The sequence below is a fragment of the Victivallis vadensis genome, from assembly GCF_003096415.1.
Taxonomy (GTDB): Bacteria; Verrucomicrobiota; Lentisphaeria; order Victivallales; family Victivallaceae; genus Victivallis; species Victivallis vadensis.
Genome location: NZ_QEKH01000032.1, coordinates 36,081 through 61,611 on the forward strand (window position 1 = coordinate 36,081; position 25,531 = coordinate 61,611).

Here is a 25,531-nt window from a genome sequence, read left to right on the forward strand (position 1 = left end):
GATAAGAAAGGTTTCCGCTATGAACAGCTACGCACAGCGCGTGCTGGAGAATCTCCAGCAGACCAACGGCAATGAGAAGGAATTCATCCAGAGCGTAACCGAAGTGTTGGCTTCGCTCGGCAAGCTCCTCGACGCGCAGCCGAAATATGAAAAGAACAAGATCCTCGAACGCATGGTCGTGCCGGAACGCGCAATCGTCTTCCAGATTCCGTGGGTCGACGACAAAGGCGAAATCCAGGTCAACACCGGCTACCGCGTGCAGTTCAACAGCGCGATCGGTCCCTACAAAGGCGGCATGCGCTTCCACCCGTCGGTGAACCTCAGCATCCTGAAGTTCCTCGGCTTCGAACAGGTCTTCAAGAACAGCCTGACCACGCTCCCGATGGGCGGCGGCAAAGGCGGCTCCGACTTCAACCCGAAAGGCAAGAGCGACCGCGAAGTGATGTCGTTCTGCCAGAGCCTGATGCGCGAACTCTACCGCCACATCGGTCCCTCGACCGACGTTCCGGCCGGCGATATCGGCGTCGGCGCGCGCGAAATCGGTTATCTGTTCGGCCAGTACAAGCGCATCGTGAACAGCTACGACAGCGTGTTGACCGGCAAGGGCCTGAACTGGGGCGGCAGCCTCATCCGCCCGGAAGCGACCGGCTACGGCGCCGTCTACTTCGCCGCCGAAATGCTCAAGACCCGCGGCATGAGCTTCGAGGGCCGCAAGGTGCTGATCTCCGGCTCCGGCAACGTCGCGCAGTACGCGGTCAAGAAGGCGACCGAGCTCGGCGCGAAGGTGCTTTCGGTCTCCGACTCCAACGGCAGCATCATCGATCCGGACGGCATCGACGCTGAAAAGCTCGCGTTCATCCAGGACCTGAAAAACGTCAAGCGCGGCCGGATCAAGGAATATGCCGCGAAGTTCACCGGCGCGAAATATTATGAAGGCCAGCGTCCGTGGCAGCTCGCCAAGTGCGACGTCGCGATGCCCTGCGCCACCCAGAATGAACTTGACCTCGACGACGCCAAGGCGCTGGTCGCCGGCGGCTGTTTCTGCGTCTGCGAAGGCGCCAACATGCCGACCACCCTCGACGCGACCACCTACTTCCTCGGCAACAAGGTGATGTTCTCCCCCGGCAAGGCCTCCAACGCCGGCGGCGTCGCCACCAGCGGCCTCGAAATGAGCCAGAATGCGATGCGTCTTTCCTGGAGCGCCAAAGAAGTCGACGAAAAGCTGCACGGCATCATGATCAACATTCACAACGCCGCCCGCAACGCCGCCGCCGAATTCGGCGAGCCGGACAACTACGTGATGGGCGCGAACATCGCCGGTTTCCGCAAGGTCGCCGACGCGATGATCGACCTCGGCATCTGATCTTCCGCTCATGCGGCGCAACTGCGCCGGTGAAATGGAAACAAGCGAACGGGCCGGATACCTCTCCGGTCCGTTTTTTTTGCCTCTTTTCCGGTGCCGGAATTGCATTCCGGCGTCATCCGTGCTAAGGTAAACCGTACTTAAAACCGAGGGAGGGAAGCCTATGCGTCCGATGCAGTGGATCAATCTGTTGCGCCTGGCCGCCGATCCGAAGGTGACGCGCGTGCCGGTGCGGGTGTTGGCGGCTCTGCGCCGCGCGGGGAAGCGGCGGCTGCCGGAAAAGGTGGACCGGGAGGTCGCCGCCGGGATTCCGGGGCTGCGGACGCTGCGTTATGCGGCGCGCTGGCTCGACGGCGAAAACCTGACGCGCCACAACCGCCGATGGGTGCTCAACTCCTTTCTGCCCCCCTTCCCGTCCCGGGCGTACGAGCGGATGTTTGAAGCGATGCTGAGCGGACGCCGCCTGAGCCCGGTCTCCGCCTTTCTGGCGGTCACCGCGGAGTGCCGGTTCAATTGCGTACACTGCAGCGCGAAAGGGCGGCCGACGGCCCGGCTTCCCACCGGATTCTGGAAATCGGTCATCTCGCAGCTGCTGGAACTTGATGTCGGGATCATCGGCTTTACCGGAGGCGAACCGATGATGCGCGACGATCTGGCGGAGTTGGTGAAATTCGCCGCCGACGGCGGCGCCGCCACCATCCTCTTCACCTCCGGCAGCGAACTGACCGAGGCCAAAGCCGCCGAGCTGAAGGCAGCCGGACTGTGGGCGCTCGGCCTCAGCCTCGACCACGTCGATCCCGCCGAATTCAATCAATTCCGCGGCCATCCCGACGCTTTCAATCTGGTAACCCGCGCGGCGAAGCTCGCGGTCCGGCACAAATTCTACACCATGACCTGCTGCGTCGCCTCGCCGGAGCTGGTCAAAGAACGCATGTATGAAAAGATTCACGCTCTCTCCGCCGGACTCGGCGTCCAAGAGTTGCGGATCGTCGAACCGATGCCGTGCGGCCGGATGCGCGGAGCCGACTCCGGCGCTTTCCTGACCGATGCCGAAATCGAACTCCTCCGCGACTTCCACTGCACCATGAACCGGCGCGGCGCGCGTCCCAAGGTCTGCGCCTTCAACCGGATCGAAAGCCCGGAGCTGTTCGGCTGCGGCGGCGGAACCCAGCACCTCTACGTCGACAGCGCCGGCGAAGTATGTCCCTGCGACTTCACTCCGCTCAGCTTCGGCAACCTGCGGCGGGAAGCCCTCTCCACCGTCTGGCGGCGGATGAACGACGCTCTCGGCGAACCCCGCCGCGACTGCTTCATCCGCCGCCACGCCGGCGCGATCAACGCCAAAGTGCAGCAAACAGGAGAATATCCGCTCTCCCCTCAACACAGCTGCGAACTCTGTCGGGAAGCCGGTTTCGGCACGTTGCCCGATTACTTCCGGATGGTGACCGGCCAAACCACCACTCTCTCAAAATAACCGCTTCGAAATCCCCGGTCCCCGGTTACTTCACATCTTCGGCGGAAAGGTGATACTCGTTGCGGCAGAACTGGCAGCGGACCGCCGGATTTGGATTCTCGCTGAACAGTTTGCGCAGGTCGTCCCGGCCGAGCATCTGCAGCGCCATATCGCGCATCCGCTCCCGGCTGCAGTTGCACGAGAACTTCGCGGGGGCCACGGGATAGGCCGCATACTCCGGCACTTCGGCGGTTGCCAGCAGCCACATCAGCAACGTGCGGAGCTTTTCATCGGCCAGCAGCATCGCATCCTGCAGGATTTTGCCGGCTTCCGGCGCCAGCAGACGGTTGCGGATTCCGTCGAACTCCTCCGCATCGCACCCCGGCAAAGCCTGAATCAGCACGCCGAACGCGGATCGAACCGGCGCTTTCGGGTCGGGCTGGAGCTGGATTTCACAGCGGATTTCGCTCTCGACCTGATCGCTGACCGACAGGAAGTAGCCGAGCGCGGCGGACGGCATGATGAATGCGGTCCTGACTTCGCCGGAATTCAGGATGCGCCCCTCGCAGGAACGGGTCACCGCCACGGTCGCGTCGGCGTCGCCGCAGGCGACCTCCACCGAATCCGCCGACTCCATTACATGAGGATTGCGGATCAACCCGCGGACACGTCCGTCCGCATTGGCATCGACCAGCAGCCCGCGCACCGGGCCGGGATAGTCGATGCGGATCGAATATTTTTCCTTATCGTCAAGCAGCACGCTCATCAGCGCGGCGGAACTCAACGCTCCCGCCAGCAACCGCCCCGCGACGGGGTCGGTGTCGTGCCGGATCAAACCTTCCGAAGTCAAATCTTTGAAGCTGCCGATCGCCAAGCGAATCGCGGGAGTCTTCACCACCGCCCGGGTCAGATAATCCGGTTCCACCCGCATCACCATGTTGTCGCTCCTCTCTCTCCTTGGGGCTGTTCCGGAGGCGCGACGCCTCCGGATTTGATTAAAGTATCCTAATAATACTATAATCGAAAAACAAAATTTTTCAACACCCCGAACGACAGGTTTTCCGGTTTACGGCGGCAATCCCTTCCTTCAGCGTTTATGTTTCAGCTGCCACTCGTAGATCGAGGGAACCTGCGGCCGTGGGCGCGGCAGTTTCGTGTCGAGCGGAATGATCCGGTTATCCTTTTCCACCAGCGGCCGGTGCAGGCCCGAAAACAGCTTGCCGTTGCCGCCGGAAAAGGTGTTGCCGATCAGCTCCACGCCGCCGCAATCAGGCGTGGCAAACAGGATAAAAGGAGAGTTTTTATCCTCAAGAATCACCACATTGCCTTTCAGGATGTGATCGAAACTGGCGGTCTTGAAAAAGAACCCGACGCCCTGCTTCGCCCGGAGCCGGTTCCAGGCGAAAACCCAGTTTTCGTTCATGCCGCCGAGGTAGACCGCGTCGGAGATCGAATAGCCGTCGCAGTTGTAAACCACGTTGCGCGGCCCGTTCGGCCCGTGCGCGCCATCCTCCGGCGACGAGGCCCAGAACGCGTTCCCGTAGCCGCCGAACTCTTTGGTGTCGCTGATCACGACGCAGTTCTCGAACAGGTTTTCGGTGCTCCAGCCGGCGTGCCATTGCGAATCGCAGTTGTAAAACCTGCCGTTGCGGATCACGTTGCCGGAGGCCCCCCACTGCACCACCGGCGCATGGCGCATCCGGCGGGCAACCACGCCGTCGATCAGGCAGTCCGAGCAGTTGTCCCAGCCGACATAGGCCGTTCCGCCGCCGCCGTTGAACCAGCTCCCGTCGAATTCGCAGTCGAGGATCGAACAGAACTTCGCGTGGCCTCCATAGACCGGATTGCGGCCGCACTGAATCACCTTGAGGTCGCGCGCCACGCAGTCCGAAGCGTATTCAAAGGTCACACTGCTCAGCCAGTAGTCGTATTTCGTTTCGAGCGTCATCCCCTCAACCCGGCCGCCGCGCACGATGTCGAACTTCCGCACGAACGATTTATCCGCCACCGGGTAATCGAGCCGCAGCGGCTGGTTGAAAGTCAGCTTCGTCCCCTGCACCTCCCTGATGAAAAGATGGGTGCTGCGGAAATTGCCCCAGTTGCAGGCGTTGCCGGTCACGGCGCGGCGCTCCGGGGTTTCCAGCGCCCGCAGGACCACGATATCGCCCGCCTTGAACGGATGGTTCTTATCCTGAAGCACCACCGACGATTCGCCGCGCACGCCGTCCTGCGCAATCCGGTAGTCCCTGTAGGTGAATCCCCTGCCGCGAAACGCGATAAAGCTGCCCGCCGCCTGTTCCGGCAGGGTCGGCCTGACCGCGGCGTCGACGGTCACTTCGGCTTCCACCGTGAACTTCCTGCCGTCCTGATATTCGGCGGTGCCGCGCAGCCGGTGCTTTCCCGGCTTCACGGAGCCGGGCAGGTTCTTCGCGTAAAGCGATGCGTTGCCGGAGTGCAGGCTGCGGGTGAATTTACCGAACTCCCTGCCGTCCACTTCAAGCTTCAGCGAACGCAGCCCCGCCGGACGGGCGTAGATGTGGACCGCCTGTTTCGGCGCGATCCGGTCGCCGTTCCTGATCCCGTACAGGTCAACCCGGTTGTCGCCGGCGTCATAGTTGAAATCGATCCGGGTCCTGTCGCTTCCCGCCCCCCTGAGCGTCACAAAATCCTTCGTGATGAGCAGCATATTCCTCATTTTGAAATTTCCGGCAGGAATCTCGACCGTGCCGCCGTCATCGGGCAGCGAATCGACGGCCCGGCGCAGCGGCAGGGAGATGTCGTCGCCCTCTTTCGCCTTCAGCCGGACGACGGTTTTCCCGGCCTGTTTCAGCACGTCGGCCCGCGCTCCGGCATAGGTGAAATCCGGGTAGACGATGCCGTCCGGCCCCGGAATGTCCGCCGGAGTCAGCTTCGCCTTCTCCTCCGGCCGGAGCTTGTACTGCGGCTCCCACGGCGGCGGCGCCGGATCGACGGGCAGCGCTTCAAGCCGGATGTCGTCAAGCCGGATCAGCTGCTTGACTCCGTACGGAATATAGAGCTTCACCATCGCGTAGCTGGTTTCATCCGAAAAAGCGGCCCCCTTGAAATCGACATTGAGCCACGCATCCTTTGCCGGAGGAGCACTGCCGAAATGATAGCCGTTGTTGCCGAGCTTGCGGTGTTGGGCATTATAAAATTCGATTCCGACCGTGGCGCCGTATCCCTCGGCAAGCTGGATTTTGCCGGTCACGCGATAGATGCCGCGGGTCACGGGGATTTTTTTCGACCACAGTACGCCGCTGTGCCGCTTTTCCGGCTTTCCGGCAGGGTCGAAACGGATTTCCGCCGCCTGCTTTCCAGAAGCGGCCGTCGCCGAGACTCCGACCTCCGCCCGGCTTTTCGGCAGCTCCCAGCCTTCGAGGCCCTTCTCGAAACCGCTCTGGAATTTCACCTCCGCTGCAAACGCCGCACTTCCCAGCGCCGCCAGAAAAAGCGGCAGAACCACGCTCTTTTTCATGCTGACCGCCTATTGGAACATATTGTTGATATTGGTCGGAAACATCTGAAGCAGCACGTCATCCGAATCATAGATATTGAAGCTCGCGGCATGTCCGTCCAGAAACGCCGCATTCGCCCGGCCCTGTCCGTGACAGTTGTTGATATACAGCGAAGCTTTGTTGATCCAGTCGCTCCGCCCCCAGAAAGAGAGGCTGCTGTGGTTGCCGAATATCTGGTTGCTGTTGACATAGGTATCCAGAAATCCCGGCTTGGTCGCCGGTGCCCGGTAACGGCCGATCTTCGGAATCTGCTTATTGTTGGTCTTGCCCGCGCTGTATCCCAGCACCCGCGCCGCGAATCCATAGGTTCCCAGCGTCAGCGGATCGCCGGATTCCGGCAGGCTGATCTGCCCGATATCCGACGGAGGCGTCCCCTTGAAGCTGTCATAGGCCGGACAGAACGTCACCTTGCTTCTCGACCGCGTATAGTAGGTCTGGCGGTTGATATAGCCCGCCATGAAAAATTTCTGCCACGGATGGCTGTGCGGAAACCCGTCCCAAGTGGTCACATTGGGGAACTCACAGGCAGGAATGAATCCGTCGAAGTCGCCGACGTAAAGCGCAATCCAGGTGCCATGCTGTTTGAGGTTGCTGATACATTGGACGCTTTTCGCCTTCTCGCGCGCCTGATTCAGAGCCGGGAGCAGCATCGCCGCCAGAATCGCGATGATCGCGATTACCACGAGCAGCTCAATAAGGGTGAATTTTGGCCGCATCGTGCCAGCCCTGCTGATGTACCCTGCCAGCTTTCCTCGTTGCATTTGCTTGTCCTTTATCTTGTTACGCATTTTTACCTCCGCTGTAAGTCGGTCGTGTTTCTTTTAAGGGCCATTACAGGCAACAACTTTTATATTATGTTTACTTGTCCGGCCCAATGCCGTCCGATGTCAACCTTGGAGTGCGGAGCCCGAAGGGCTTGCTCCCGCTCTGCAGGAGTAAGATTCATCTCCGCTTTCCAATCGCACGTGATCATGTAATTATACTTAAGTTTAGTTTGCCTTTCCGTATCGTTACCGGTCACAAACTGGTTGCTGCGTCTTATGCAGATGGCTCCGGAGGGCCAATCGCCCTCCGGACCTCCCCGCTCGCCTCGGAACTCCCGTTGACTTGCGAAGCACTTCCATTCGCGGGCGGCCCTAGCGGGCCTTACTTGTCCGCCTGCGGCGGCCAACCCTTCATCGTTCGCTACGCTCACTACGCCAGGGGGGCTTCGCTCTCTACGTTCGGCTTCGTCACTATCGTTCCTCGTTACTTGCTGCCGCAAGTAATTCCCTCACATTCGTTCGCGGCGCTTACCGCGCTTGTTGTGCGCCGCGTAAATGGCCGCCACGCGACCTCGAAGGGCGTAGAGAGCGCACTCGGCAGCGGCACCTTGCCGCCGCGGCGCTTACCGCGCTTGTTGTGCGCCGCGTAAATGGCGATTCGGCCTTATTATACTGTATAATGGCTTTGCCAACCAACCTTCGCTTGCCTGTACTGGCCGCCGCGCGACCCCGAAGGGCGTAGAGCGCGCACTCGGCAGCGGCACCTTGCCGCCGTACCCGGCAGCGGTTACCTTGCCGCCCGCTTAACATGCTGGGCATTATGCGAAATCGACCTTACACCGCGGAAAATTCTCCGGCGGCTCCGGCGCACACCACCTCTCTTTCCTTATCCTGCAAATTCTTCCTGACTGCTTTCGGCGTAAAGGCTCTGAGGCGCAACACGGAACGCAACACATTCCCAAGTTCCGTGGTCACTTCGATCGGATCGGCTCCATTATAGAGAATCTCGCAGACCCCGTTGCTGATCAGGTTGCTGATTTCCGGGGAATCGATGTTGTATCCGGCGGAAATTTTGGTCATCTCCGACAGGAACAGCAGATCGCGCGGGTCATTCGCGTCAAAGCTGTTGATCGCCGAAGTTTTACGGATCGGAATCCCGTAACGGAGTTCCCCGAGCCGATCCTGAAACGTTTCCGAAAGCATGGTTCTGACCATCTTTCCGGCCAGCTCGATATCTCCGTTGTGACGGCGGATGCAGAGCAGGTCGGTAGCCTGCGCGGTCAGGTCCGCCCCGCCCGGAATCAGCGGCATCGGCACGTTCTTCCACCGGCAGCGGGCGTTGAAATCGACCTCCTCGCGAGCGGCGAACAGAAAAGCGCACTCTCCCGCATTGAAATGTTCCGCATAATCCCAGCCCACCTTCAGCTCCCTGACGCCCAGCGCCTCGTAAAGCGCTTTGACGCAGAAGATTCCGGCGAGAGTGCGCGGATGATCTATCATGACCTTGCCGCCATCGATGATGCTTCCTCCCGCCCGGAAAATAAAATTGATCCAGAAGAATGAATAGTTGCTCCAGTTGAAAATCCGGTTCGGAGGAAGCGACCTGCGCAGGATGCGGACATCGTCAAGAAATTCGTCGAAATTCCAGCCGGAGTGCGGCTCCGGGCAACCCAGACGGGCCAGCAGTTCCGGGTTATAGCAGAATACGCGCGGCGAGAAGATCAGCGGAATCCCGAACAGCCTGCCGTCGACGGTGCGGAAGTTTTTGAAGGGGGCCTCAAAAAAACAACCCTTTTCCGGATATTCCGCATCGAACAGTCCGGCAAGATCGAGATATTCGTCCCGGTTCTGCTGCACGTCGAGAGTGGCGCGGACCTCGAACATCCCCTTTTCAAAACTGTTCAGAGGTTCGATTCCGGGAATCGCCTCCCGGAACTCCCCGATCAGGTTCGGCCAGAAGCGGCGGAAGGATACGAAGCTGCCGGGCAGAATCCGTTCCCGCCAGTCGTGCCGGACAAAGGTGCCGCTGCGCGAAACGCTTTCGAGAATCCCTTCCCGGACCAGCGACGTGAACGCGCTCTGCACGATTGCCAGCGACACCCCGATCCGTTCGGAGAATTCCCGGGCGCCCGGCAGCTTGTCGCCGCCCGCCAGTTCTCCGGACTCCAAACCGCCGAGGATATGCTCCCTGACCTCTGTGATTTTATCCGCCATCGTTTTTCCTTGAGCTTCCTTACACTAATATTATGACAAAAACAATTGACCTTGTCAAGAGCAATCAGTATAAAAAAGCGAAATAAATCGAAAATAAAACTTCGCCATCCAAACTAACCTAGTCAGAGAGGTTCCATAAAGGCGCCCGGCAATGCGGAACCGGGAGCAGAACAGTTGTTCAATCTCCGCGGCTTTCCCCACGCCGAGCTTCGTGCAGGTACTCGCTTGGAGAAACACCGGTTACCCGACGGAAACAACGGCTGAAAACCGGCAGCGATGAAAAGCCGGTCCGGTCCGCCACCTCCGACACCAGCAGCTCACGGCTCTCCAGCAGTTTCACCGCCTGCCGGATGCGGATGCAGCGGATGTATTCGCCCGGATTGCATCCGGCCATATTGTTGAACAAACGGTACAGAAACACCGGCGAAATCTCATGCCGCCGCGCAATTTCCTCGACCGACAGCCCCGGATCGGAAAGTTTCTGGAAAATATATCCGTTGATCTCCTCAAACAGCCGGAGCCTCGCATTGTCCGCGCTCAAATGGCGGTCAGCGTCGATGCGCTCCGTACATCCGCTCAGCTCCAGCAGGAAGCTGCCCAGATAACGCTGCAGCAGCCGCGCGGAAACGCCGTGTTCCGACTCCGGCGGCGCAAGGTAAAGCTGCAGCATCCGTTCGATCAGCCGCCAGTGGATTTCCTCCAGCCCGGAGCTGCGGTACATCAGGTTCGGAATCCGCGCCCCCTGATGCAGTTCAAACGTGATCACCAGCCAGAAAAAGTTGTTCTGATCCACCAGATAGTGATGCGACTGATACGGATAGACCAGAGCCGCATAATCCACCGGCAGCGGAAACGATTTCTCATTCACACAGATCAACCCCTCCGCCGCGAGATTCACGGTCAGCACATAACGGCGGTGATAGAGCTTGTCCGGCTCGGTCACGGCATTGATCTTCCGCTCCCGGCAGCGCCGGAACAGCAGAATGTTGTCCGGTTCCTCCGGCATACCGCCGCGGCGGCCAGACAGGTAGCTCGACGGATCATCCACCTTTCCCGCCGCCTGCCTGACTCTGTATTTGACTTCACTGAAACCGGTCATTCCCTTTCCCTGCGTGATTCCGGTTTCCAGTATAGATGATGTTTGCGGAAATTGCAATTTGTTTTTGCAAAAAAAATTGTTTTTCCATTTCAAACAGGCTATTTCAGATAAACAATGAAAGAAATTGCAAAATCATAAAAAATATTGCAAACCAACTCCCCTTGCCTGCCGGGCGTTTTCATGTCATAATATAAACAGATCAAACCGACGGGAGAAAATTTGTGATGAAACCTGTATTCAAAGATGGAGTCTGGCCGGTAGTGCTGACTCCGTTCCGGGAGGACGGCGGACTCGACATGACCGCCTACCGCGCCCTGCTAGAATATTATATCGGCAACGGCGTGGCCGGATTGTTCGCGGTCTGCATGAGCAGCGAACTGTATGAACTGACCCCGGAAGAACGGCTGACGCTGGCACGTGAAGCGGTCGCGGTTTCCGCCGGACGGGTTCCGGTGGTGGCTTCCGCCTTTCTCGGCAACAGCGAGGCGGAAAAAATGCAGTCGGTCTTCGACATGGCCGCCACCGGCGTGGACGCGGTGGTGATTCCGGCCTGCCAGCTCGTGCCGGAGACGGCGGATGAAGCCGGATTCCGCCGCGCGTTTGAAACGCTGCTCGGCCGCACTGCCGGCATCCGGTTCGGGCTGTATGAATGCCCCCATCCGTACCACCGGCTGATTTCCCCCGCGCTGCTCGGCGAACTCGCGCGGCTGGCGGGAGAGCGGCTCGCGTTCCTGAAAGACACCTGCTGCGACGCCGCCGTCATCGCGGCCAAGCTCGTAGCGTGCACCGGAACCCCGCTCAAGCTCTATAACGCCCACCTGACCACCTGCCTCGAATCGCTGCAGCTCGGAGCCGCCGGATACAGCGGCACTTCAGCGAATTTCTATCCGGGATTGTTGGCGGAGCAGGCGGCCTGCTTCCGTTCCGATACGGCACGGGCGCGGGAGCTGCAGCAGTTTTTCAATCTGGTCCAGCGTCACGTCGAATTCAAATACCCGCGCTCGGCCAAACTGTTCCTGCGCGAATGCGGCGTACCGCTGACTGATTTCTGCCGCGTCGCCTGCGACGAACTGGATCGGGATCAGATGATCCAGTTGCGCGCCTTTCACACCGGCGTACAGGCATTCGCCCGCAACAGTCAACCCCAATTAACAGGAGAAACCGCAATATGAAAACATGTCGTTTCACCCTTATCGAGCTGCTCGTCGTGGTAGCAATCATAGCAATTCTGGCTGGTATGCTGCTGCCCGCGCTGAACCAGGCGCGTGAGACGGCCAAAGCCTCCAGCTGTATCAACAACCTCAAGCAGATCGGGCTGGCGCAGGCGCAATATATCGACGCCTATGCCAGTTATCCCACCCCTTCCACCGGTCCTTCGCCGCTGCACAACTGGTATCGGATGCTGATTGCCGGCGGCGTCAACACCAAGCACAGCAAACTGTGGTACTGCCCCTCGGTCACGGAGCATTATGTGGAAAAAACGGTGCTGGTGCCGTGGGGAGATATGTCCTATACCTTCGACTACGGCATCAACCGGAGCCTGGTCGGCGACCTCACTTCCGCAGGGAAACTGCAGATCGGCACCTATACGATTCCCTTCAAACAGCTGGCTAATCCGAGCGAAGTGCTGCTGGTCGCCGACCAGGTAGCGGCTAAGAACCTGAACGGCTGCGGTTTTTCCGTGACCGGCTGGGTAGCGACGGACGGAACCAGTTATCCGATGGGACGTGCCGGGCGCAGGCACTACCGGAACCGGGGCCCCAACATCCTCTACTGCGACTTGCACGTGACCGGCGTTCCGAATCCGACGATTTACAATGCGGGGACCCGCAGAAACTTCGGCCTGAAAGAGATAGGAGACTAAAAGAATGACAATCGGATTTTCCCGCCTGATTCCGGCGCTTGTCCTGTTCGGCAGCCTGCCGCTTTCCGGAGCGGTAGACCTCGACTTTGAAAAAGAGAATACAATGCTGGAGTGCCGTACCGGCGCCAGAGAGAGGATCGTCCAGCTTGAAAAGCCGCTTTCCGGCCCGTTCACGCTGCTCATCCGGCTGCGGCTGAATGCTTACCCGGCAGAGGCATTCACCGCAACCAGCCCGGGCGGCGTAGCCTCACTCTATTCCGCCGACGGCAGGAGCGCACTGGAACTGCGCATCCGCGGCAGCTACGCCGAACTTTACGCCCACGGCGATATCCGGCAGGGAAAAGCCGCCGACGGCCGTCTCCGACTGCCGCTCAAGCACTGGTTTGAACTGGGAGTCGTCTGGAACGGCAGCCGGATGTCCCTCTTTGTGGACGGCATCGAAACCGCCTCCAACCGCTGTCCGGCGCAGGCGAAACCCTTCACCCGGCTGATCGCGGGGCGCGGCATGGCGCCGCTGCGCCGCCTCAACGGGGAAATCGCCCGGGTCCGGCTGGTCGAAAAGGCGCTGAGCCGCGAAGAGATGTTCGCCGATTTCAATAAGAACTGGGGTGGTTCGCAAATCCCGTGGAAGCATGAAAAGGCGCTCCCCGCCTATGCGCAGCTCAAAATCGCCGATGACGCCGTCGAACCGATCACCGGCCCGATCACGCAGACCGCCGAAGTCGTGCCGTGGAGCGGCCCCGGAACGCGCGACCTGCTGCTCTCCGGCCAGAGCGACCCGACCGGGCATTATTTCTTCGGGCATCAGCTCAAACTCCACCGCAATCTGAACCGTACTGAAAACGGCAGCCCGGTCTTCGACTCCGGCGAGGATATCGCCCTCAGCGGGCGCGAGTTTAAAACCATCCTCCGAAAAGACGGCCTGTTCGACCTGATCGCCTACGGCGCGAATACGCCGCTCGGCGGCCAGTTGATCTATTACCGCAACAGCGGCAAACCGGGAGCGCCGGTTTTCAACGCCGCAACGCCGGTAACGGTCGGCGGAAAATTCTATCCGGGTGAAATCGGCAACCGCTCCGCCGCCATCTGGGATATCGGCGACCTCGACGGCGACGGCGTACCCGACCTGGTATTCAGCACCCAGCCGCACGACGCCTTCCTGAACAGCATTCCCGACCGCACCCCCATCTGGGACGGGCGCAGCTACCGGAACTCCGGTCCCGGACGCGGCTACGACATCACCGGCAACTGGCTCGGACGCGAGAGCATCCACTACTTCTTCTGGGCGCGCGGCCAGGCCGCTCCCGACGGACTGAATTTCGGCAAACCGCAGCAGATTTTCTACGGCACCCACCATCCCGAAACCCCGCTTCAGGTGAAAGCCCTGCTGTTCCCCTCCGCCCCGGCCGTGCTGAACATCGGCGGCGAACGTTTCCTCGCGATCGCCTGCGACGTGGACAAGCTCTACTGCGTCCGCATCAAAACGGGAAACGGCACAATCCGCGCCTATGACTCCCACCCGCTGCTGGCCTCTCCGGAAATGCCGACCAACTACATCATCTGCAGCATGCGCGCCGCCGATATCGACGGCGACGGGCGCGAGGAATTGATCGCCGGAGGCAACACCGGCCGGATCACCGTCTATAAAGGCACGAAGCCCGGCGATTTCACCGAAGCCGCCGTCCTGCAGCAGGGCGGCAGCCTGCAGGCCGAATCGCTGGTGACTCCCGCGCGCGGCGACTGGAACGGCGACAAATACCCGGATCTGATCACCGGCGACGCCTCCGGCTATTTGATCTGCTGGCCCGGCACCGCCGATCCGCTGGTCTACGGCACTCCGCGGCATTTGCGCGAAAACGGCAACCCCGTCCGCCACCGGGCCGGGCTGACCGGCTCCATCCAGGGCCCCGCCGAACGGCAGTGGGGATATCTGCAGCCGACACTCGGCGACTGGGACGGCGACGGACGCAACGACATCATCACCAACGATATCAAGGGCGAACTCAAACTCTACCGGCACGCAGCGGCAGACCCGTATCAGGTGAAATCCGAATTTTTCACCTATCGCGGCCAAAAGCTCGTCACTGCAATGCGCAGCCGTCCGGCGATCGTTCCGGCAAAATACAACTATGCGAATAAAAATATGCCGGTGCTGCTTTTTCTCGACTTCAACGGCTATTTGTCGGTCGCGATTCCCGAGAAAAAGGGTTCTGCGAAGATCGCCGAAATCGTGCGCCTGACCGACGGCTCCGGCAAACCGCTTTCGGTCAGCGGCGTGAACCAGCTCTGGGGACGCGCGAAATTCGCCATCACCGACTGGGACGGCGACGGCAGATGGGACATCCTGTGGGGCCATCTCGCCAACGCCTACCGCGAGGTCTGGCCGAAGGGGACGGAACAGCCCCGCGACGCGACGCTCTGCTGTTTCCTGAATACCGGCACCAATGAGAAGCCGCACTTCGGCACCCTGTACGCACTGAAGAAGCCGGATGGGAACTGGTATGCCTTCGGCAACCACAACAGTTCGCTCTTCCCGACCGACCTCGACGGCGACGGAAAAGAGGACCTGATCGTCGGCGCGGAGGACGGCAAAGTCTACTATCTCTACCGCAGCCAGCTCAAGCCGGTCAAGGTCGGCGAGTGGACCAAACACTGATGCAGGGGAAACGCAAGTGAACACCGCAACGATCGCCAACCTCTGCGTAGTCGTCCTCTATTTGCTCGCGATGGCGGGCATGGGCGTCTACTTCATGAAACGCAACAGCGACACCGAGGCGTATTTCCTCGGCGGGCGCCGGATCCCGGGCTGGGCGCTCGGAATCTCAATGGTCGGGAACGCGATCAGTTCGATCACGTTCCTGGCGCTGCCCGCCGCCGCGTATGTGCTGGATTACCGCTGGTTCACGCCGAATCTCGCACTGCCGGTCGTGGCGCTGATCGCGGTATGGCTCTTTATCCCGTTCTTCCGCCGCAGCCGCATCACCACGGCTTACGAATATCTGGAGGGACGGTACGGCACCGGCATCCGGCTCTACGCGGCGGTCTACTCCATGCTGGGACAGTTGCTGCGGCTGGCGCTGATCCTCTATTTGGTGGTGCTGCCGCTCTCCGAACTGCTCCATATCGGCGAAGGAACGGCAATCCTGCTTTTCGGAGTAATCACCTGTTTCTACACGGTATTCGGCGGCATCGAGGCGGTGATCTGGACCGACGTGGTGCAAACACTGATCCTGCTCGGAGGCGCGCTGGTCTGCATTCTGGCGGTGGTGTTCCAGATGCCCGGCGGCCTTCCCCAGATTTTCGACATCGGCATGCAGTACGACAAATTCAGCCTCGGTCCGATGGAATTCAGTTTCGACGAACGTACTATCGTGGTGATGGGACTGATCGGAATTTTCAGCGCCCTCTCCGAGTTCTCCTGCAATCAGACGGTGGTACAGCGTTACATCGCCGCCCCGACGGTACGCGAAGCGCGCAAGGCGACGCTGGTATGCGCATTCATGTGCGTGCCGACCTGGCTGCTCTTTCTGTTCATGGGAACCTGCCTTTTCGCTTTCTATCAGGTATTCCCCTCCGCTGCGGTTGCCCGGATGAAGCCGGATGACGTGTTTCCTCACTTCATCCTGACCCGGATCTGGCCGGGCGTCGGCGGCGTAATCATCGCGGCGTGCCTTGCAGCGGCGATGAGTTCGCTTTCCGGTTCAATCAACGCGATTTCGACCATCTGGACCGTGGACTGCCTGCGGCTGATCCGCCATAAGGCGAACGACCACTTTGAACTGCTCAACGCCAAACTGGCCTCCGGCGTCGCCGGAATCGTAATGATCGCCGGCGCATGGGGGATCTCGCAGATTCCGCGCGAAAGTGTTTACGACCTCGGCAACATCCTCGGGGCGCTGCTCTGCTCAGCGGGGCTGATGCCCTTCATGCTCGGCTTTTTCACGACGCGGATCGGCAACCGGGCGATTCTCTTCGGGATGTACGCGGCGCTGCTTTTCAGCTTCTACAACATCCTGAACTACTTCGGCTGGCTGCCGGAACCGCTGCGTTGGAACATCCACATCTACATGGCTGGCCCCGTCTGCAATCTGGTGATGCTGGCGGCGGCATTCGCCTACTCGCTCGTCCGTCCCGCTTCGGTCACGGAAAGCCTCACCGGCCTGACCGTCTGGACGCTCTCCCCCGTCCCCCGGAAACACTAAAAGAACAGCGCTCCGGGGAACCGGAGCTGCTTTTTTCGCACAAACACCCCGAAAGCGAGTTTGAAATGAAGCTGGTTATGACTAAAGATGCTAAATGGCATCCCCATGGGGATTCGAACCCCAGTTGCAGGGATGAGAACCCATAAAACAAGCACAAATCAACACTATTACATACAATATCACATACAATTTTATTCAGAAAAAGACTTGGCAATGCGGCTGACAGAAGCAATATCACGAGCGTAAATATCTTCAACTTCATCTGATTCATGCCCCGTAATCTGCCGCAGTTCTTCCCCTTTTATGCCATGCTCCTTGAACCAAGTAATGGCGGTTCCGCGAAGAGAGTGAAAACTGGCTTTCCCATCTTTCGTATCATGTATCCCCAGCTTATCAAGCAATCTGGAAAACTTAACAGAGAATGCACGATTATTCAGATATCCACAGCTCTTTACAATAGAAACTGATGGAGGAAATTTATTTATTCCCAATCCATTCAGAAACGCCTCAAGCTCCGGCATAATCGGACAGCACACCCATTTATGAAACCGCCGGGTTTTCCCGGGCGAAACGACAATTACCTTGCGATCCCAATCCAGCATGGCAGGAGTAATCCCGGCACAAGTTTCAAGACGTTGTGCGGTCCAGCGCGACAACATTGCCATGACCTTGACATCGAGAGAAGCAGCAGCGATCAGTTTGTCAAATTCAGCCAGCGTCAGATTCCTATGGCTATCTACATGAGTTACACGTTTATTGACAATCGGGCGGAAAGGAGATTCGGAAAGTTTAGCTTCAACCAAGCAACACCGAAAAATGGTATTCAAGATAGATTTCTGATTGTTGTAAGTCTTGCCATTGCCAGTTGAATAGTATTTCTGCAAATATGCCTGAGCAATATCCGGTGTCACCTGATCCGCATATTTCACTCCGATCCGATCTGCAAACCTCTTCCAAACCTCTAAGTGAGTTTTCCCTAATACCCGTTTTGACAAAGCACATTCCAGCATATCGGCAATTTTCATGCCGCCGCGCTGATGTTCTCCGGTGGCGGTTTTAGGCAGCTCCGGCGGCGGTTTCAGCTCAGGAAAATCCCGCATGATCACCGCGCGCCCTTTCTTGGCCTGCAACTGGAGAATGTAATCGTCATGCAGCCGCCGGGCAAGCGTGGCGTCGGTCGTTTTCAATGAACGGGTTTTCAGCTTGCCGTCAACGTCGCGATAATACACGTAGTAGGTGTTGTGGATCTTTCGTAGGGCCATTTTATTCTCATTATCGGGAAGTTATCGAGCAACTTGAAGAAATATTCCATTAATCAAAAATTTGATTTCTTTACTATTTTTCTCAAATATAATGACCTGAGTTTTTCCGGGGATAATATCGGGCAAAGGAGCATATTTGATTTGCCAAATATTTCCATTGGCCAATTTCATAAAAATATACTGCACTCGGTTCCGCTCTCTAACAGTACATTGCATCACCGTGTCAACGGTGGTAACCGTATAACCAATAACCTCTCTAAAATCAGGAGAGCTTATTGGAAGTGCAGAAATTCGGCCTCCATTTCTTGCTTCAAACTCCCGCCTTTGTTGATCCAAGATTGCTTGGCGCTGTTTCATCTCCTGCTCAAGCTGATAACGCCGTAGGAGGAAAAGAATGAACTGCGATAGATTCAAGTTCCGGGTATGGGATAGCAAAACGGCACGTTATCTTGACTGCCACAATTCACCGATGATTGGTATGGACCGGGATTCGCTGGAGGTTGTCGGCAACATTCACGAGGATGAGAAGCGATGAGATTTTCCAGTAAATACGGCCTGCATGACCAAATCACCATCGCCGGGGACATCCGGGCTTTGGTGACGGCGGTACAATTCTCCGGCGGGGAACCGCTTTACCGGCTGAGCTGGTTTGCGGCGGGGTCCAACCAAACCCTGTGGTTGGGCGAAACGGAGCTTGAACACTTTTCAAAGGGGCAGTCACATGCAATTGACCTCCCACGCAATCCGCCGGATTGAAGAACGCGGTCTGGCGCCGGAACGGGTATGGCTGACGGTCCGCTACGGCAAGCGGCTGCTGTATCCGGGCCGGAAGTCCGTAAAATACAGAATGCGCTTTGACGACGAACTCTATTTTGTGGTTCAAAGCCTGGTCGATCAGAATATCATCACAGTTGCCAAACGCAAAATCAAGGAGAAAAGACGATGATTCGCAACTACAGGAAGCGGGAAAAACATTCCCCAAGCCGCCGTATTCATTTTGAAACGGAAGAGGGCCGTCCGTTATGCGCCGGATTCCACGGCCATGCGCCATTGCTGACCGAACGCCGCGAGCGCGTCACGTGCGGGCGCTGCCGGGAATTACTGAAAGCGGACAGAAACGTCTGATCAAAGAAAATGCTCCGGCCGCGAACCGGAGCATTCAGGAAAAACAGGAGTTCCACACGCATTTTGCAGACCTCTGGACTGAAAGTATCGCCATGAAAATTCAAGTCAAGGAGGTTCCATGCAGAAAATCACATTTTTTTCAAAATGCGCCCGCTGCCATGCCGTCTACGTCCCGGCGGAACAGGTATACTGTTCCCGCTGCGAACGGCTCCGGGTCAGTCAGCTTCAACCGCGCCCGCCGGTCAGCTTCCGGGGAGCGCCACGTACCGTGCGGTTTCGGCTCAAGGCGGCTTCGCTGCCGTGGGAGTACAATCTCAACGAACTGGTGAAAGCCCGTCTTGTCGCCGCCGATCATACCGTTTACATCGGCCTGCGCAACAACGCCTACACCTATGAGATCCACCATGACGGAAACATCGTCGCCCAATTCTCCCGCCTGCCGGATATGGACGCCGCCCGAAGCCGTTCCGTCCGCCATCTGGCGCGGCTGCTGAATCTGCCGCTGCCGGAGCTGGCCGCCCGCCTGAAATCCGGGGAACTGTCGCCGAAGAAAGGATGCTGACCATGACCGCCAAAGAGAAAACATCCCCCGCGACTGGCAAATATGATCCCGATACTGTCCGGCGCTGGGCGTTACGCCGCCTGATGGCCGCCGTCGATTCCGCGCTGGACCTCTCCCGCTGCAACGATCCAGATTATCTGGCTACCCTCGCGCCGACGCAGACCGACAAGATCAAACGGATCGTATACGGCAACCACGGAAACATCGTATCCGTCGAACCGGTGGCGCTGGTGGATATGCTGAAAGTCGCCGCCGACATCGCCGGGATCAAAGCGGCGACGGCACCGAAAGACGACGACAAAAAACGCAAGGGAATGAAGCTGCTGATCGAGGAAAAAAAGCAGCCCGCGCCCGCCGTGCGCAAAAGTGTTGATCCCTTGAGCAAGGTTTTAGGAGTAAAATGACTATGGACATCCACAAAATTTACGTTCCGTCGCCGACCGGTGCGAAGTTTCACGCCGACAAACGCGCCATTGTGAAAGGTCTGATGGGGCCGATCGGTTCCGGGAAATCGGTGGCCTGCATCTTTGAACTGCTGTTCCGGATGCGTGAGCAGGCTCCGAATCGGGAGGGGGTGCGCCGGTCGCGCTGGGTGATCATCCGCAACACCTACCCGGAACTCAAGGAAACGACGATCAAGACGTTTTCCGAATGGGTTCCTTCCGAATGCTGCCCGATTCGTTCCGAAGCGCCGTACAGCGGCACGGCATGGGGGCCGATGGATGACGGCACCACCTATGAGGCGGAATTTCTGTTTCTGGCGCTGGACCGCCCTGACGACGTGAAGAAGCTGCTTTCGCTGGAGTGTACCGGCGCATGGATCAACGAAGCGCGCGAAGTGCCGTTGACCATCGTGAACGGCATTCTCGGCCGGACGGGCCGTTTCCCGCCGAAAGCCGATGCGCCCACCACCTGGGCTGGGCTGATCATGGATACGAACCCGCCGGACACCGACCACTGGTATTACAAGATGGCGGAACTGGACAAGCCGGAGGGCTACAGCTTCTACCGCCAGCCGGGCGGCATCCTCGAAGTCGCCGAAGGGGTCTACGCGCCGAACCCGGAGGCCGAAAACATCGAGAATCTGCCGCTCGGCTACGACTACTACCTGCGCCAGGCGAAGCCGGGCGTCGATCCGAACTACATCCGCGTGATGCTGATGGCGCAATACGGAACGTTGTCGGCGGACCGCCCGGTCTACACGACGTTCAAGGAAAATATCCACGTGGCCGCAAGGCCGCTGGAAATTCACCGGAACCTGCCGCTGTTGCTGGGATTCGACTTCGGGCTGACCCCGGCCTGCGTATTCTGCCAGCAGCTCGGCGGACAGCTCCGGGTGCTGCGGGAGCGGTTCAGCGATGATTCCGGCCTGAAACAATTCCTGTTGTCGGATGTGATTCCGCTGCTGCGTTCCCCGGAGTTTGCGGGCCTGCCGGTGGAGGCGGTCGGAGATCCGGCGGGAATCCAGCGGGCGCAGGCCGACGACACCTTGAGCTGCTTCGGTATTCTGGCGATGAACGGCATTCCGGCCAGACCTGCGCCGACGAATGACTTTCAGCCGCGGCGACAGGCGGTGCTTGACCTGCTGGGGCAGCTGGGGCCGGGCGGCGTTCCGAATCTGGTTCTTGATCCGAGCTGCGAACGATTGCGCAAGGGTTTTATTTCCGGCTACCGGTTCAACCGCAAGCCGGGTTCGGACGGCACCCTGTTCAAAGATACGCCGGAGAAAAATCAGTACAGCCACATCCATGACGCGCTGCAATACGCCGCGCTGAAAACCGTCATGCCCGCATTGCGCGAACAGCGGGACCGGATGAACGGCTTTACCGCCCCGCCGCTTCCCGGCGGCAACGGCTGGAACGGGTATTTGTGACATATTTCATGTTCCGGTCTTGATATTTTGCCGGAACATTGTACATTATCCTGTACAGAAAGGGGGCATTTATGAATGCGTTGAATTATACGACGGCCCGCAAAGAGCTGGCGCAGACAATGGAAACGGTTTGCCGGGATAATGCTCCGGTGATTATCACCAAGAACAGAGATTGCGCAGTGGTGATGATTTCGCTGGCGGACTACTCCTCTTTGATGGAAACGGACTACCTGTTGCGGAATCCGGCCAATGCCGAACGGCTGCGCAAATCAATCGAGGCTTCCCGGCGCGGTGAAGGCAGGCGTATGAGCATGGAGGAATTTGAAGAGGCCGGTCGATGAAAAATCTGCTGTTCACGCCGGAGGCATGGGAGGATTGGGAATACTGGCTGGACGAATCGCCGGAAAACGTCAAAAAAATCCGGGAGTTGATTCGTGATTGCCAACGGCATCCGTTTACGGGACTCGGCAAGCCGGAACCGCTGAAACATGCGCTTTCCGGGCACTGGTCGCGCCGAATTACGCTGGCTGACCGGATGGTTTACCGGGTGGAGCAGGACTTACTGGTGATCGTAATGCTCCGTTACCACTACAAATAAAGCGCTTTATTCCATATAAGCGGGGCCGCTTCCCCCTTTCGTTTTCTGTAAATCGACGGAGGATAGAAAACAGATATAGAAATCCACGGGACGCCGGAAGTAAATTACGAATATCTCACCGCCAGATGGCAGATTTTTCAAAATCCTCTGGAATCGCCATTGAAATACGGTGTATCATTGGAAATTCGGCAAGAATGGAATAAAATCTTGCTTTCCAGTTCGATTGTGGAACGATCACATCCAAAAGCGATTTAAGAATGCACAAAGTAGAGTAAATACGATTGGGGCTTATCGGGTAAGCAGCTTCATGCCACCTCAAGTCTTTTGCGGGAATCAATGGATTTACGGCGAGTTGACGATTCCACAACCGGCCATGATGCGCGCAAATGTTGCGAACATAGTTCAGGTTGGTCAGCCAGGATTCAAAAACATGCTCATTACTGCCAAAGGATTTCGCAATAACTTGCTTGTCCTGTTTTTTCATAAGGCGGAAAAGCGTAAGCATATTTCCAAAAGTCATTACCTCAACCGCCATCCACAGTGGAAGTCCATTGGATGTATCGTATGTGCATCGGAAATGCTCCACAAATTCTTCTTTGCTCTTTTTGGTTTCCGTGTCGATAAAAGAGAGGAGCTCCTGATAGCGAAAAAAATTCAAAGGTTTTGCAAAAGTTGACGTGTTTCTATATGAGAAAGAACCGTATTTCATAGCAAGGTGATTTACGATTCTCGTCTTTGTGGCAACTTCAACTCGCTCTATCGCATCAATGATACAGAACCGTAATTTGCGGTCAAAACGGTAATACTGCCAGCATTGATTGAACGATGTTCCCGGAACATAGTTGTCAGTTCCGTCATTTTTCCGAAATGGGTACAAATAGGCACTGAAACGATAATAACTTACTGTTTCCAGAACTTGTTGGGCAAATGTCACGTTTTCAATAAGGACACCTCGTTTTTCGAGCAGTGAAACCTGTTCCACAATGCTCAATGCCTGTTTTGAATATAACGCAGTTTCCATTGCCGCTCCATAAAAAAAACCCCTCGAAGGTTGAGCATCGGCAGAAACCGAGAGGCTTACGAGGGTATGCTATATTTACAGTAGCCGTTTTATAAATTTTTTCAACATCTTTTCTCTATAAATTCCATCTTTTTTTAGATTTTCTTCTTCAAATGATTTGACTTCAACAACCAATGGCGCTATGCCACCAACGTGGCTTATTGCCTCATACACCAGTAGAACGATTGTCAACAAAAAGCCGCTCCCCCATTTCGGTGGAAACTATCGGTTGCCTTTGGCGCGGTTGTGAGTCTTGCAGAGCATCTGACAATTGCGGATGTCTGTTGTTCCGCCTTTGCTCCATGCGGTCACGTGGTCGGCATCCATGTCCTTAAGGTCCCAAATCTTTCGGTTGTTATTGTCGTTTCCCAGACTGCACAAAGGGCAGTTTGATTTTCCATCGGCTTTGGCCTTGACCATCTGTTGTTTGTAGACGATTTTTTTTACGGCATCGTCAAATACGCGAACTTCCAAAAGTTTTGTGTCGACGCATCCGCCCAGCACATATTCAAAAATCCCTTTGCGGCTTTTGACGTAGGAGTCGGCATAGAGTTCCTGAACTTTTTTATGAACTTCCTGCGGATTGTAGGCTGTAGTATGATAGATTTCATAGAGGCGGTTCCATTCCAACCCGCACATTTCACTTTCAACATCGGTGAAAACGCTGTCAATCCAGTCGATGACACTGCAAAAATACGTTTTCAATTCATCTATGCTCTTATCATGCCGATGTGCGCTCATGTAATGTTCGACACTCATGCCCTTGGCACTGCTTATCCAGGTCAACGCCGCAGCTAAAAATGCCTGTCGATAGACATCCCCTTTCACATACGCCCGCCACTTCTGAACATTGGCGTTACGGGAATTGCTGAATTCCTCTTTTGCTTTGGTTACAAACTCTCCACAATAGACGGCGTTATAAATTTCCTGCTGATTCAAGGGAATTCCGGCGATATTGATGGTTTTGAACCATTCTTTGATTTCGGCCTCTTCCCCTTCGCATTCATAAATCAGGAGAACCGTATTAAGGATTTTGTCCTGTAATTCCTTTGCCAGACCGGAAAAATACTGCTGCATTCCATTAGCGTCCTGAATCGCAAACTTCCCAGTCAGGAAGCGTCCGATGCTGGTAATACGCTGCTGTCCGTCCAAAACCTCGAAGCGTTTTGTTCCATCGCCGATTACGGTATTGAAATAAATCAACCCCAGCGGATACCCTTTCAGGATAGATTCAATGACGGCAATCTCTTTATTTTCTTTGGCGTAGATGTAATTGCGTTGATATTCCGGTTGAATGGTGAGTTTTCCGGCAAGACCGAAAAGCCCTTTTCCTTCCAGCTCATTGTAAACGAAGCCTTCGCAGATTTGTGCGACTGTGATATCTGTACGCAAAGTCGTATTCATTGTGTCACCTGCTTTTTCCGAATTAAAATACGTGCATATGGTTTCGTCGGGATTCCATTTTCCATATAGTACAACTGTCCGTCTCGCAAACTTTTATTAAGTTTTTTAAGTTCTCGATCAAACGGCTTCAACCCCAACTCTTTACCAGAGTCACCTTCTGCACAGCCCACAATTTCAAACTGTTCCGGACAATATTTATCCAGAAAACTTTTCGGAACCCCCATAATACCATCAAAGTCATTGGGAATTGCATCAGTGTAGGCTACCTCAATCGCATCATAATTATCATAATGCCGATATTCATGACCTTTAACATCATTGTGCTTGCTGTATTTTATGTTGTCAGCCATGCTCATGAGTTCCAGCGGTTGATGGCGGCGTCCGTGGTCGAGATTCGTAAACCAGCGAACACCTTTGACACGAATATATTTCTTCCCATTCTCGTCAATACGCTGACCGGCGGCTTCCATCGGGTAATAATCGGGAATCCCGAATTCCCGGTCGCCGCTGTGAATACTTTGTCCCAGCCACAATTTATTTTCCTTGATCAAAGGAAAGACTTCTTTGTAAGTGACCGCATTCATGTTGCCGATGATGACAAATTGCTTTTGTGCTTCAACAATCCATGCCAGAAATTCGCGGAACAAAGAAAACGGTGGATTGGTGATAATGATATCGGCCTCGTCGCGGAGCGCTTTCACTTCGTCACTGCGAAAATCGCCGTCGCCGGAGAGATAGTTCCATTCCAGATCATCGATGTCGATTTTCCCGTTTCGATTGGCGTCATGCTCCAAAATAAAAATTTTGCCGTTGGTCCGGCTCCTGTCGGCGTCGTAATTGGGATTTTCCGTTTCAAACAGGGTCGGTTCCCACTCTTTGATCTGCTTGCTTTCGATGGCGTAGCTGGTGCTGATGAGCTTCTGCAATCCGAAGTTTTCAAAGTTCTGTGCAAAAAAACGGGTGAAGTTGCTCCACTCGGGATCGTCGCACGGGAGCAGAATGCTCTTGTTTCGGAAAACGTCCGGATCATATTCGATATAAGCATTGATTTCCGCCTGAATATCCGCATATTGGGTATAGAACTCGTCGTTTTTCGCACTCTTGGCTTTCGTCAGGTTTGTATTTTTCGCCGTCGTATAATGTGCGATATGT

General features: G+C 56.7%; 23 protein-coding genes. 13 read left to right on the forward strand and 10 right to left on the reverse strand.

The annotated features are described in order from the left end of the window. Positions 1-19: 19 nt before the first annotated feature. Both gdhA and C8D82_RS16485 read left to right on the forward strand, forming a co-directional pair. Positions 20-1,363: an NADP-specific glutamate dehydrogenase gene (gdhA, locus tag C8D82_RS16480; RefSeq protein ID WP_116885386.1), complete on the forward strand. Its 1,344-nt coding sequence runs from the start codon at positions 20-22 to the stop codon at positions 1,361-1,363. Between the two features lie 163 nt (positions 1,364-1,526). Beyond that, on the forward strand, positions 1,527-2,837 hold the full coding sequence (locus C8D82_RS16485; protein WP_116885387.1) for a radical SAM/SPASM domain-containing protein: 1,311 nt from the start codon (positions 1,527-1,529) through the stop codon (positions 2,835-2,837). Between the two features lie 25 nt (positions 2,838-2,862). Here C8D82_RS16485 and C8D82_RS16490 read toward each other — a convergent pair whose 3' ends face one another. From C8D82_RS16490 to C8D82_RS16510, 5 genes are all read right to left on the reverse strand, one after another. Beyond that, a complete protein-coding gene (locus C8D82_RS16490; protein WP_116885388.1) occupies positions 2,863-3,753 on the reverse strand; it encodes an Hsp33 family molecular chaperone HslO in 891 nt (296 codons plus the stop codon). A 150-nt stretch (positions 3,754-3,903) separates the two neighbouring features. Continuing rightward, the gene (locus tag C8D82_RS16495; RefSeq protein WP_116885389.1) at positions 3,904-6,312 is read right to left on the reverse strand and encodes a right-handed parallel beta-helix repeat-containing protein; all 2,409 of its coding nucleotides are present in this window, start codon (positions 6,310-6,312) and stop codon (positions 3,904-3,906) included. Positions 6,313-6,321: 9 nt separating this feature from the next. After that, a complete protein-coding gene (locus tag C8D82_RS16500) occupies positions 6,322-7,113 on the reverse strand; it encodes a prepilin-type N-terminal cleavage/methylation domain-containing protein (protein ID WP_133245243.1) in 792 nt (263 codons plus the stop codon). A gap of 837 nt (positions 7,114-7,950) precedes the next feature. Continuing rightward, positions 7,951-9,330 carry a GntR family transcriptional regulator gene (locus tag C8D82_RS16505; protein WP_116885391.1) on the reverse strand — a complete coding sequence of 460 codons (1,380 nt, stop codon included), beginning with the start codon at positions 9,328-9,330 and terminating at the stop codon, positions 7,951-7,953. 178 nt (positions 9,331-9,508) lie between these two features. After that, positions 9,509-10,429 carry a helix-turn-helix domain-containing protein gene (locus tag C8D82_RS16510; protein ID WP_116885392.1) on the reverse strand — a complete coding sequence of 307 codons (921 nt, stop codon included), beginning with the start codon at positions 10,427-10,429 and terminating at the stop codon, positions 9,509-9,511. A 224-nt stretch (positions 10,430-10,653) separates the two neighbouring features. Here C8D82_RS16510 and C8D82_RS16515 point away from each other — a divergent pair, with 224 nt between their 5' ends. From C8D82_RS16515 to C8D82_RS16530, 4 genes are read left to right on the forward strand one after another with little or no spacing between them, the layout of a single operon-like run. Then, positions 10,654-11,601, forward strand: coding sequence for a dihydrodipicolinate synthase family protein (locus C8D82_RS16515; protein ID WP_116885393.1), 948 nt, complete (start codon positions 10,654-10,656; stop codon positions 11,599-11,601). After that, on the forward strand, positions 11,598-12,293 hold the full coding sequence (locus C8D82_RS21360; protein ID WP_165833142.1) for a type II secretion system protein: 696 nt from the start codon (positions 11,598-11,600) through the stop codon (positions 12,291-12,293). The genes C8D82_RS16515 and C8D82_RS21360 overlap by 4 nt, the downstream gene beginning before the upstream one ends. 4 nt (positions 12,294-12,297) lie before the next feature. Further along, positions 12,298-14,949 carry an FG-GAP-like repeat-containing protein gene (locus C8D82_RS16525; protein ID WP_116885394.1) on the forward strand — a complete coding sequence of 884 codons (2,652 nt, stop codon included), beginning with the start codon at positions 12,298-12,300 and terminating at the stop codon, positions 14,947-14,949. Between the two features lie 16 nt (positions 14,950-14,965). Continuing rightward, on the forward strand, positions 14,966-16,495 hold the full coding sequence (locus C8D82_RS16530; protein ID WP_116885395.1) for a sodium:solute symporter family transporter: 1,530 nt from the start codon (positions 14,966-14,968) through the stop codon (positions 16,493-16,495). Positions 16,496-16,686: 191 nt separating this feature from the next. On the opposite strand, the gene C8D82_RS16535 is transcribed toward C8D82_RS16530, so the two are convergent. Next, on the reverse strand, positions 16,687-17,757 hold the full coding sequence (locus C8D82_RS16535; RefSeq protein ID WP_116885396.1) for a tyrosine-type recombinase/integrase: 1,071 nt from the start codon (positions 17,755-17,757) through the stop codon (positions 16,687-16,689). A gap of 21 nt (positions 17,758-17,778) precedes the next feature. Beyond that, positions 17,779-18,114 carry a hypothetical protein gene (locus C8D82_RS16540; RefSeq protein WP_133245244.1) on the reverse strand — a complete coding sequence of 112 codons (336 nt, stop codon included), beginning with the start codon at positions 18,112-18,114 and terminating at the stop codon, positions 17,779-17,781. 364 nt (positions 18,115-18,478) lie between these two features. Between C8D82_RS16540 and C8D82_RS16545 the strand changes: the two genes are divergently transcribed. From C8D82_RS16545 to C8D82_RS16575, 7 genes are all read left to right on the forward strand, one after another. After that, complete coding sequence (locus tag C8D82_RS16545; protein WP_116885398.1) at positions 18,479-18,703, forward strand: hypothetical protein; 225 nt, start codon at positions 18,479-18,481, stop codon at positions 18,701-18,703. Then, positions 18,700-18,882 carry a hypothetical protein gene (locus tag C8D82_RS16550; protein ID WP_116885399.1) on the forward strand — a complete coding sequence of 61 codons (183 nt, stop codon included), beginning with the start codon at positions 18,700-18,702 and terminating at the stop codon, positions 18,880-18,882. Before C8D82_RS16545 ends, C8D82_RS16550 begins: the two co-directional genes overlap by 4 nt. Before the next feature lie 118 nt (positions 18,883-19,000). Beyond that, positions 19,001-19,444, forward strand: coding sequence for a hypothetical protein (locus tag C8D82_RS16555; protein WP_116885400.1), 444 nt, complete (start codon positions 19,001-19,003; stop codon positions 19,442-19,444). A gap of 2 nt (positions 19,445-19,446) precedes the next feature. Continuing rightward, entirely contained in the window at positions 19,447-19,848 is a 402-nt protein-coding gene (locus tag C8D82_RS16560) for a hypothetical protein (RefSeq protein ID WP_116885401.1), read from the forward strand. Between the two features lie 2 nt (positions 19,849-19,850). Then, complete coding sequence (locus C8D82_RS16565) at positions 19,851-21,317, forward strand: TerL (RefSeq protein WP_116885402.1); 1,467 nt, start codon at positions 19,851-19,853, stop codon at positions 21,315-21,317. Between the two features lie 71 nt (positions 21,318-21,388). Continuing rightward, positions 21,389-21,658: a type II toxin-antitoxin system Phd/YefM family antitoxin gene (locus C8D82_RS16570; RefSeq protein ID WP_116885403.1), complete on the forward strand. Its 270-nt coding sequence runs from the start codon at positions 21,389-21,391 to the stop codon at positions 21,656-21,658. Then, entirely contained in the window at positions 21,655-21,915 is a 261-nt protein-coding gene (locus C8D82_RS16575) for a Txe/YoeB family addiction module toxin (RefSeq protein ID WP_116885404.1), read from the forward strand. Before C8D82_RS16570 ends, C8D82_RS16575 begins: the two co-directional genes overlap by 4 nt. Before the next feature lie 115 nt (positions 21,916-22,030). On the opposite strand, the gene C8D82_RS16580 is transcribed toward C8D82_RS16575, so the two are convergent. The 3 genes from C8D82_RS16580 to C8D82_RS16590 all read right to left on the reverse strand — a co-directional run bounded on the left by C8D82_RS16580 (position 22,031) and on the right by C8D82_RS16590 (position 25,527). Beyond that, the gene (locus C8D82_RS16580) at positions 22,031-22,936 is read right to left on the reverse strand and encodes an Abi family protein (protein WP_116885405.1); all 906 of its coding nucleotides are present in this window, start codon (positions 22,934-22,936) and stop codon (positions 22,031-22,033) included. A 261-nt stretch (positions 22,937-23,197) separates the two neighbouring features. After that, positions 23,198-24,379 (reverse strand): HNH endonuclease family protein, encoded by a 1,182-nt coding sequence (locus C8D82_RS16585; protein ID WP_116885406.1) that lies wholly within the window; start codon positions 24,377-24,379, stop codon positions 23,198-23,200. After that, positions 24,376-25,527 carry an adenine-specific methyltransferase EcoRI family protein gene (locus C8D82_RS16590; RefSeq protein ID WP_116885411.1) on the reverse strand — a complete coding sequence of 384 codons (1,152 nt, stop codon included), beginning with the start codon at positions 25,525-25,527 and terminating at the stop codon, positions 24,376-24,378. The genes C8D82_RS16585 and C8D82_RS16590 overlap by 4 nt, the downstream gene beginning before the upstream one ends. Positions 25,528-25,531 lie beyond the last annotated feature (4 nt).

Bases quoted from the DNA above. Each gene is read 5' to 3' on its own strand.
- gdhA (WP_116885386.1), top strand. From the start codon at position 20: ATGAACAGCTACGCACAGCGCGTGCTGGAGAATCTCCAGCAGACCAAC.
- C8D82_RS16485 (WP_116885387.1), top strand. From the start codon at position 1,527: ATGCGTCCGATGCAGTGGATCAATCTGTTGCGCCTGGCCGCCGATCCG.
- C8D82_RS16490 (WP_116885388.1), bottom strand. From the start codon at position 3,753: ATGGTGATGCGGGTGGAACCGGATTATCTGACCCGGGCGGTGGTGAAG.
- C8D82_RS16495 (WP_116885389.1), bottom strand. From the start codon at position 6,312: ATGAAAAAGAGCGTGGTTCTGCCGCTTTTTCTGGCGGCGCTGGGAAGT.
- C8D82_RS16500 (WP_133245243.1), bottom strand. From the start codon at position 7,113: ATGCAACGAGGAAAGCTGGCAGGGTACATCAGCAGGGCTGGCACGATG.
- C8D82_RS16505 (WP_116885391.1), bottom strand. From the start codon at position 9,330: ATGGCGGATAAAATCACAGAGGTCAGGGAGCATATCCTCGGCGGTTTG.
- C8D82_RS16510 (WP_116885392.1), bottom strand. From the start codon at position 10,429: ATGACCGGTTTCAGTGAAGTCAAATACAGAGTCAGGCAGGCGGCGGGA.
- C8D82_RS16515 (WP_116885393.1), top strand. From the start codon at position 10,654: ATGAAACCTGTATTCAAAGATGGAGTCTGGCCGGTAGTGCTGACTCCG.
- C8D82_RS21360 (WP_165833142.1), top strand. From the start codon at position 11,598: ATGAAAACATGTCGTTTCACCCTTATCGAGCTGCTCGTCGTGGTAGCA.
- C8D82_RS16525 (WP_116885394.1), top strand. From the start codon at position 12,298: ATGACAATCGGATTTTCCCGCCTGATTCCGGCGCTTGTCCTGTTCGGC.
- C8D82_RS16535 (WP_116885396.1), bottom strand. From the start codon at position 17,757: ATGGCCCTACGAAAGATCCACAACACCTACTACGTGTATTATCGCGAC.
- C8D82_RS16540 (WP_133245244.1), bottom strand. From the start codon at position 18,114: ATGAAACAGCGCCAAGCAATCTTGGATCAACAAAGGCGGGAGTTTGAA.
- C8D82_RS16545 (WP_116885398.1), top strand. From the start codon at position 18,479: ATGCAATTGACCTCCCACGCAATCCGCCGGATTGAAGAACGCGGTCTG.
- C8D82_RS16550 (WP_116885399.1), top strand. From the start codon at position 18,700: ATGATTCGCAACTACAGGAAGCGGGAAAAACATTCCCCAAGCCGCCGT.
- C8D82_RS16555 (WP_116885400.1), top strand. From the start codon at position 19,001: ATGCAGAAAATCACATTTTTTTCAAAATGCGCCCGCTGCCATGCCGTC.
- C8D82_RS16560 (WP_116885401.1), top strand. From the start codon at position 19,447: ATGACCGCCAAAGAGAAAACATCCCCCGCGACTGGCAAATATGATCCC.
- C8D82_RS16565 (WP_116885402.1), top strand. From the start codon at position 19,851: ATGGACATCCACAAAATTTACGTTCCGTCGCCGACCGGTGCGAAGTTT.
- C8D82_RS16570 (WP_116885403.1), top strand. From the start codon at position 21,389: ATGAATGCGTTGAATTATACGACGGCCCGCAAAGAGCTGGCGCAGACA.
- C8D82_RS16575 (WP_116885404.1), top strand. From the start codon at position 21,655: ATGAAAAATCTGCTGTTCACGCCGGAGGCATGGGAGGATTGGGAATAC.
- C8D82_RS16580 (WP_116885405.1), bottom strand. From the start codon at position 22,936: ATGGAAACTGCGTTATATTCAAAACAGGCATTGAGCATTGTGGAACAG.
- C8D82_RS16585 (WP_116885406.1), bottom strand. From the start codon at position 24,379: ATGAATACGACTTTGCGTACAGATATCACAGTCGCACAAATCTGCGAA.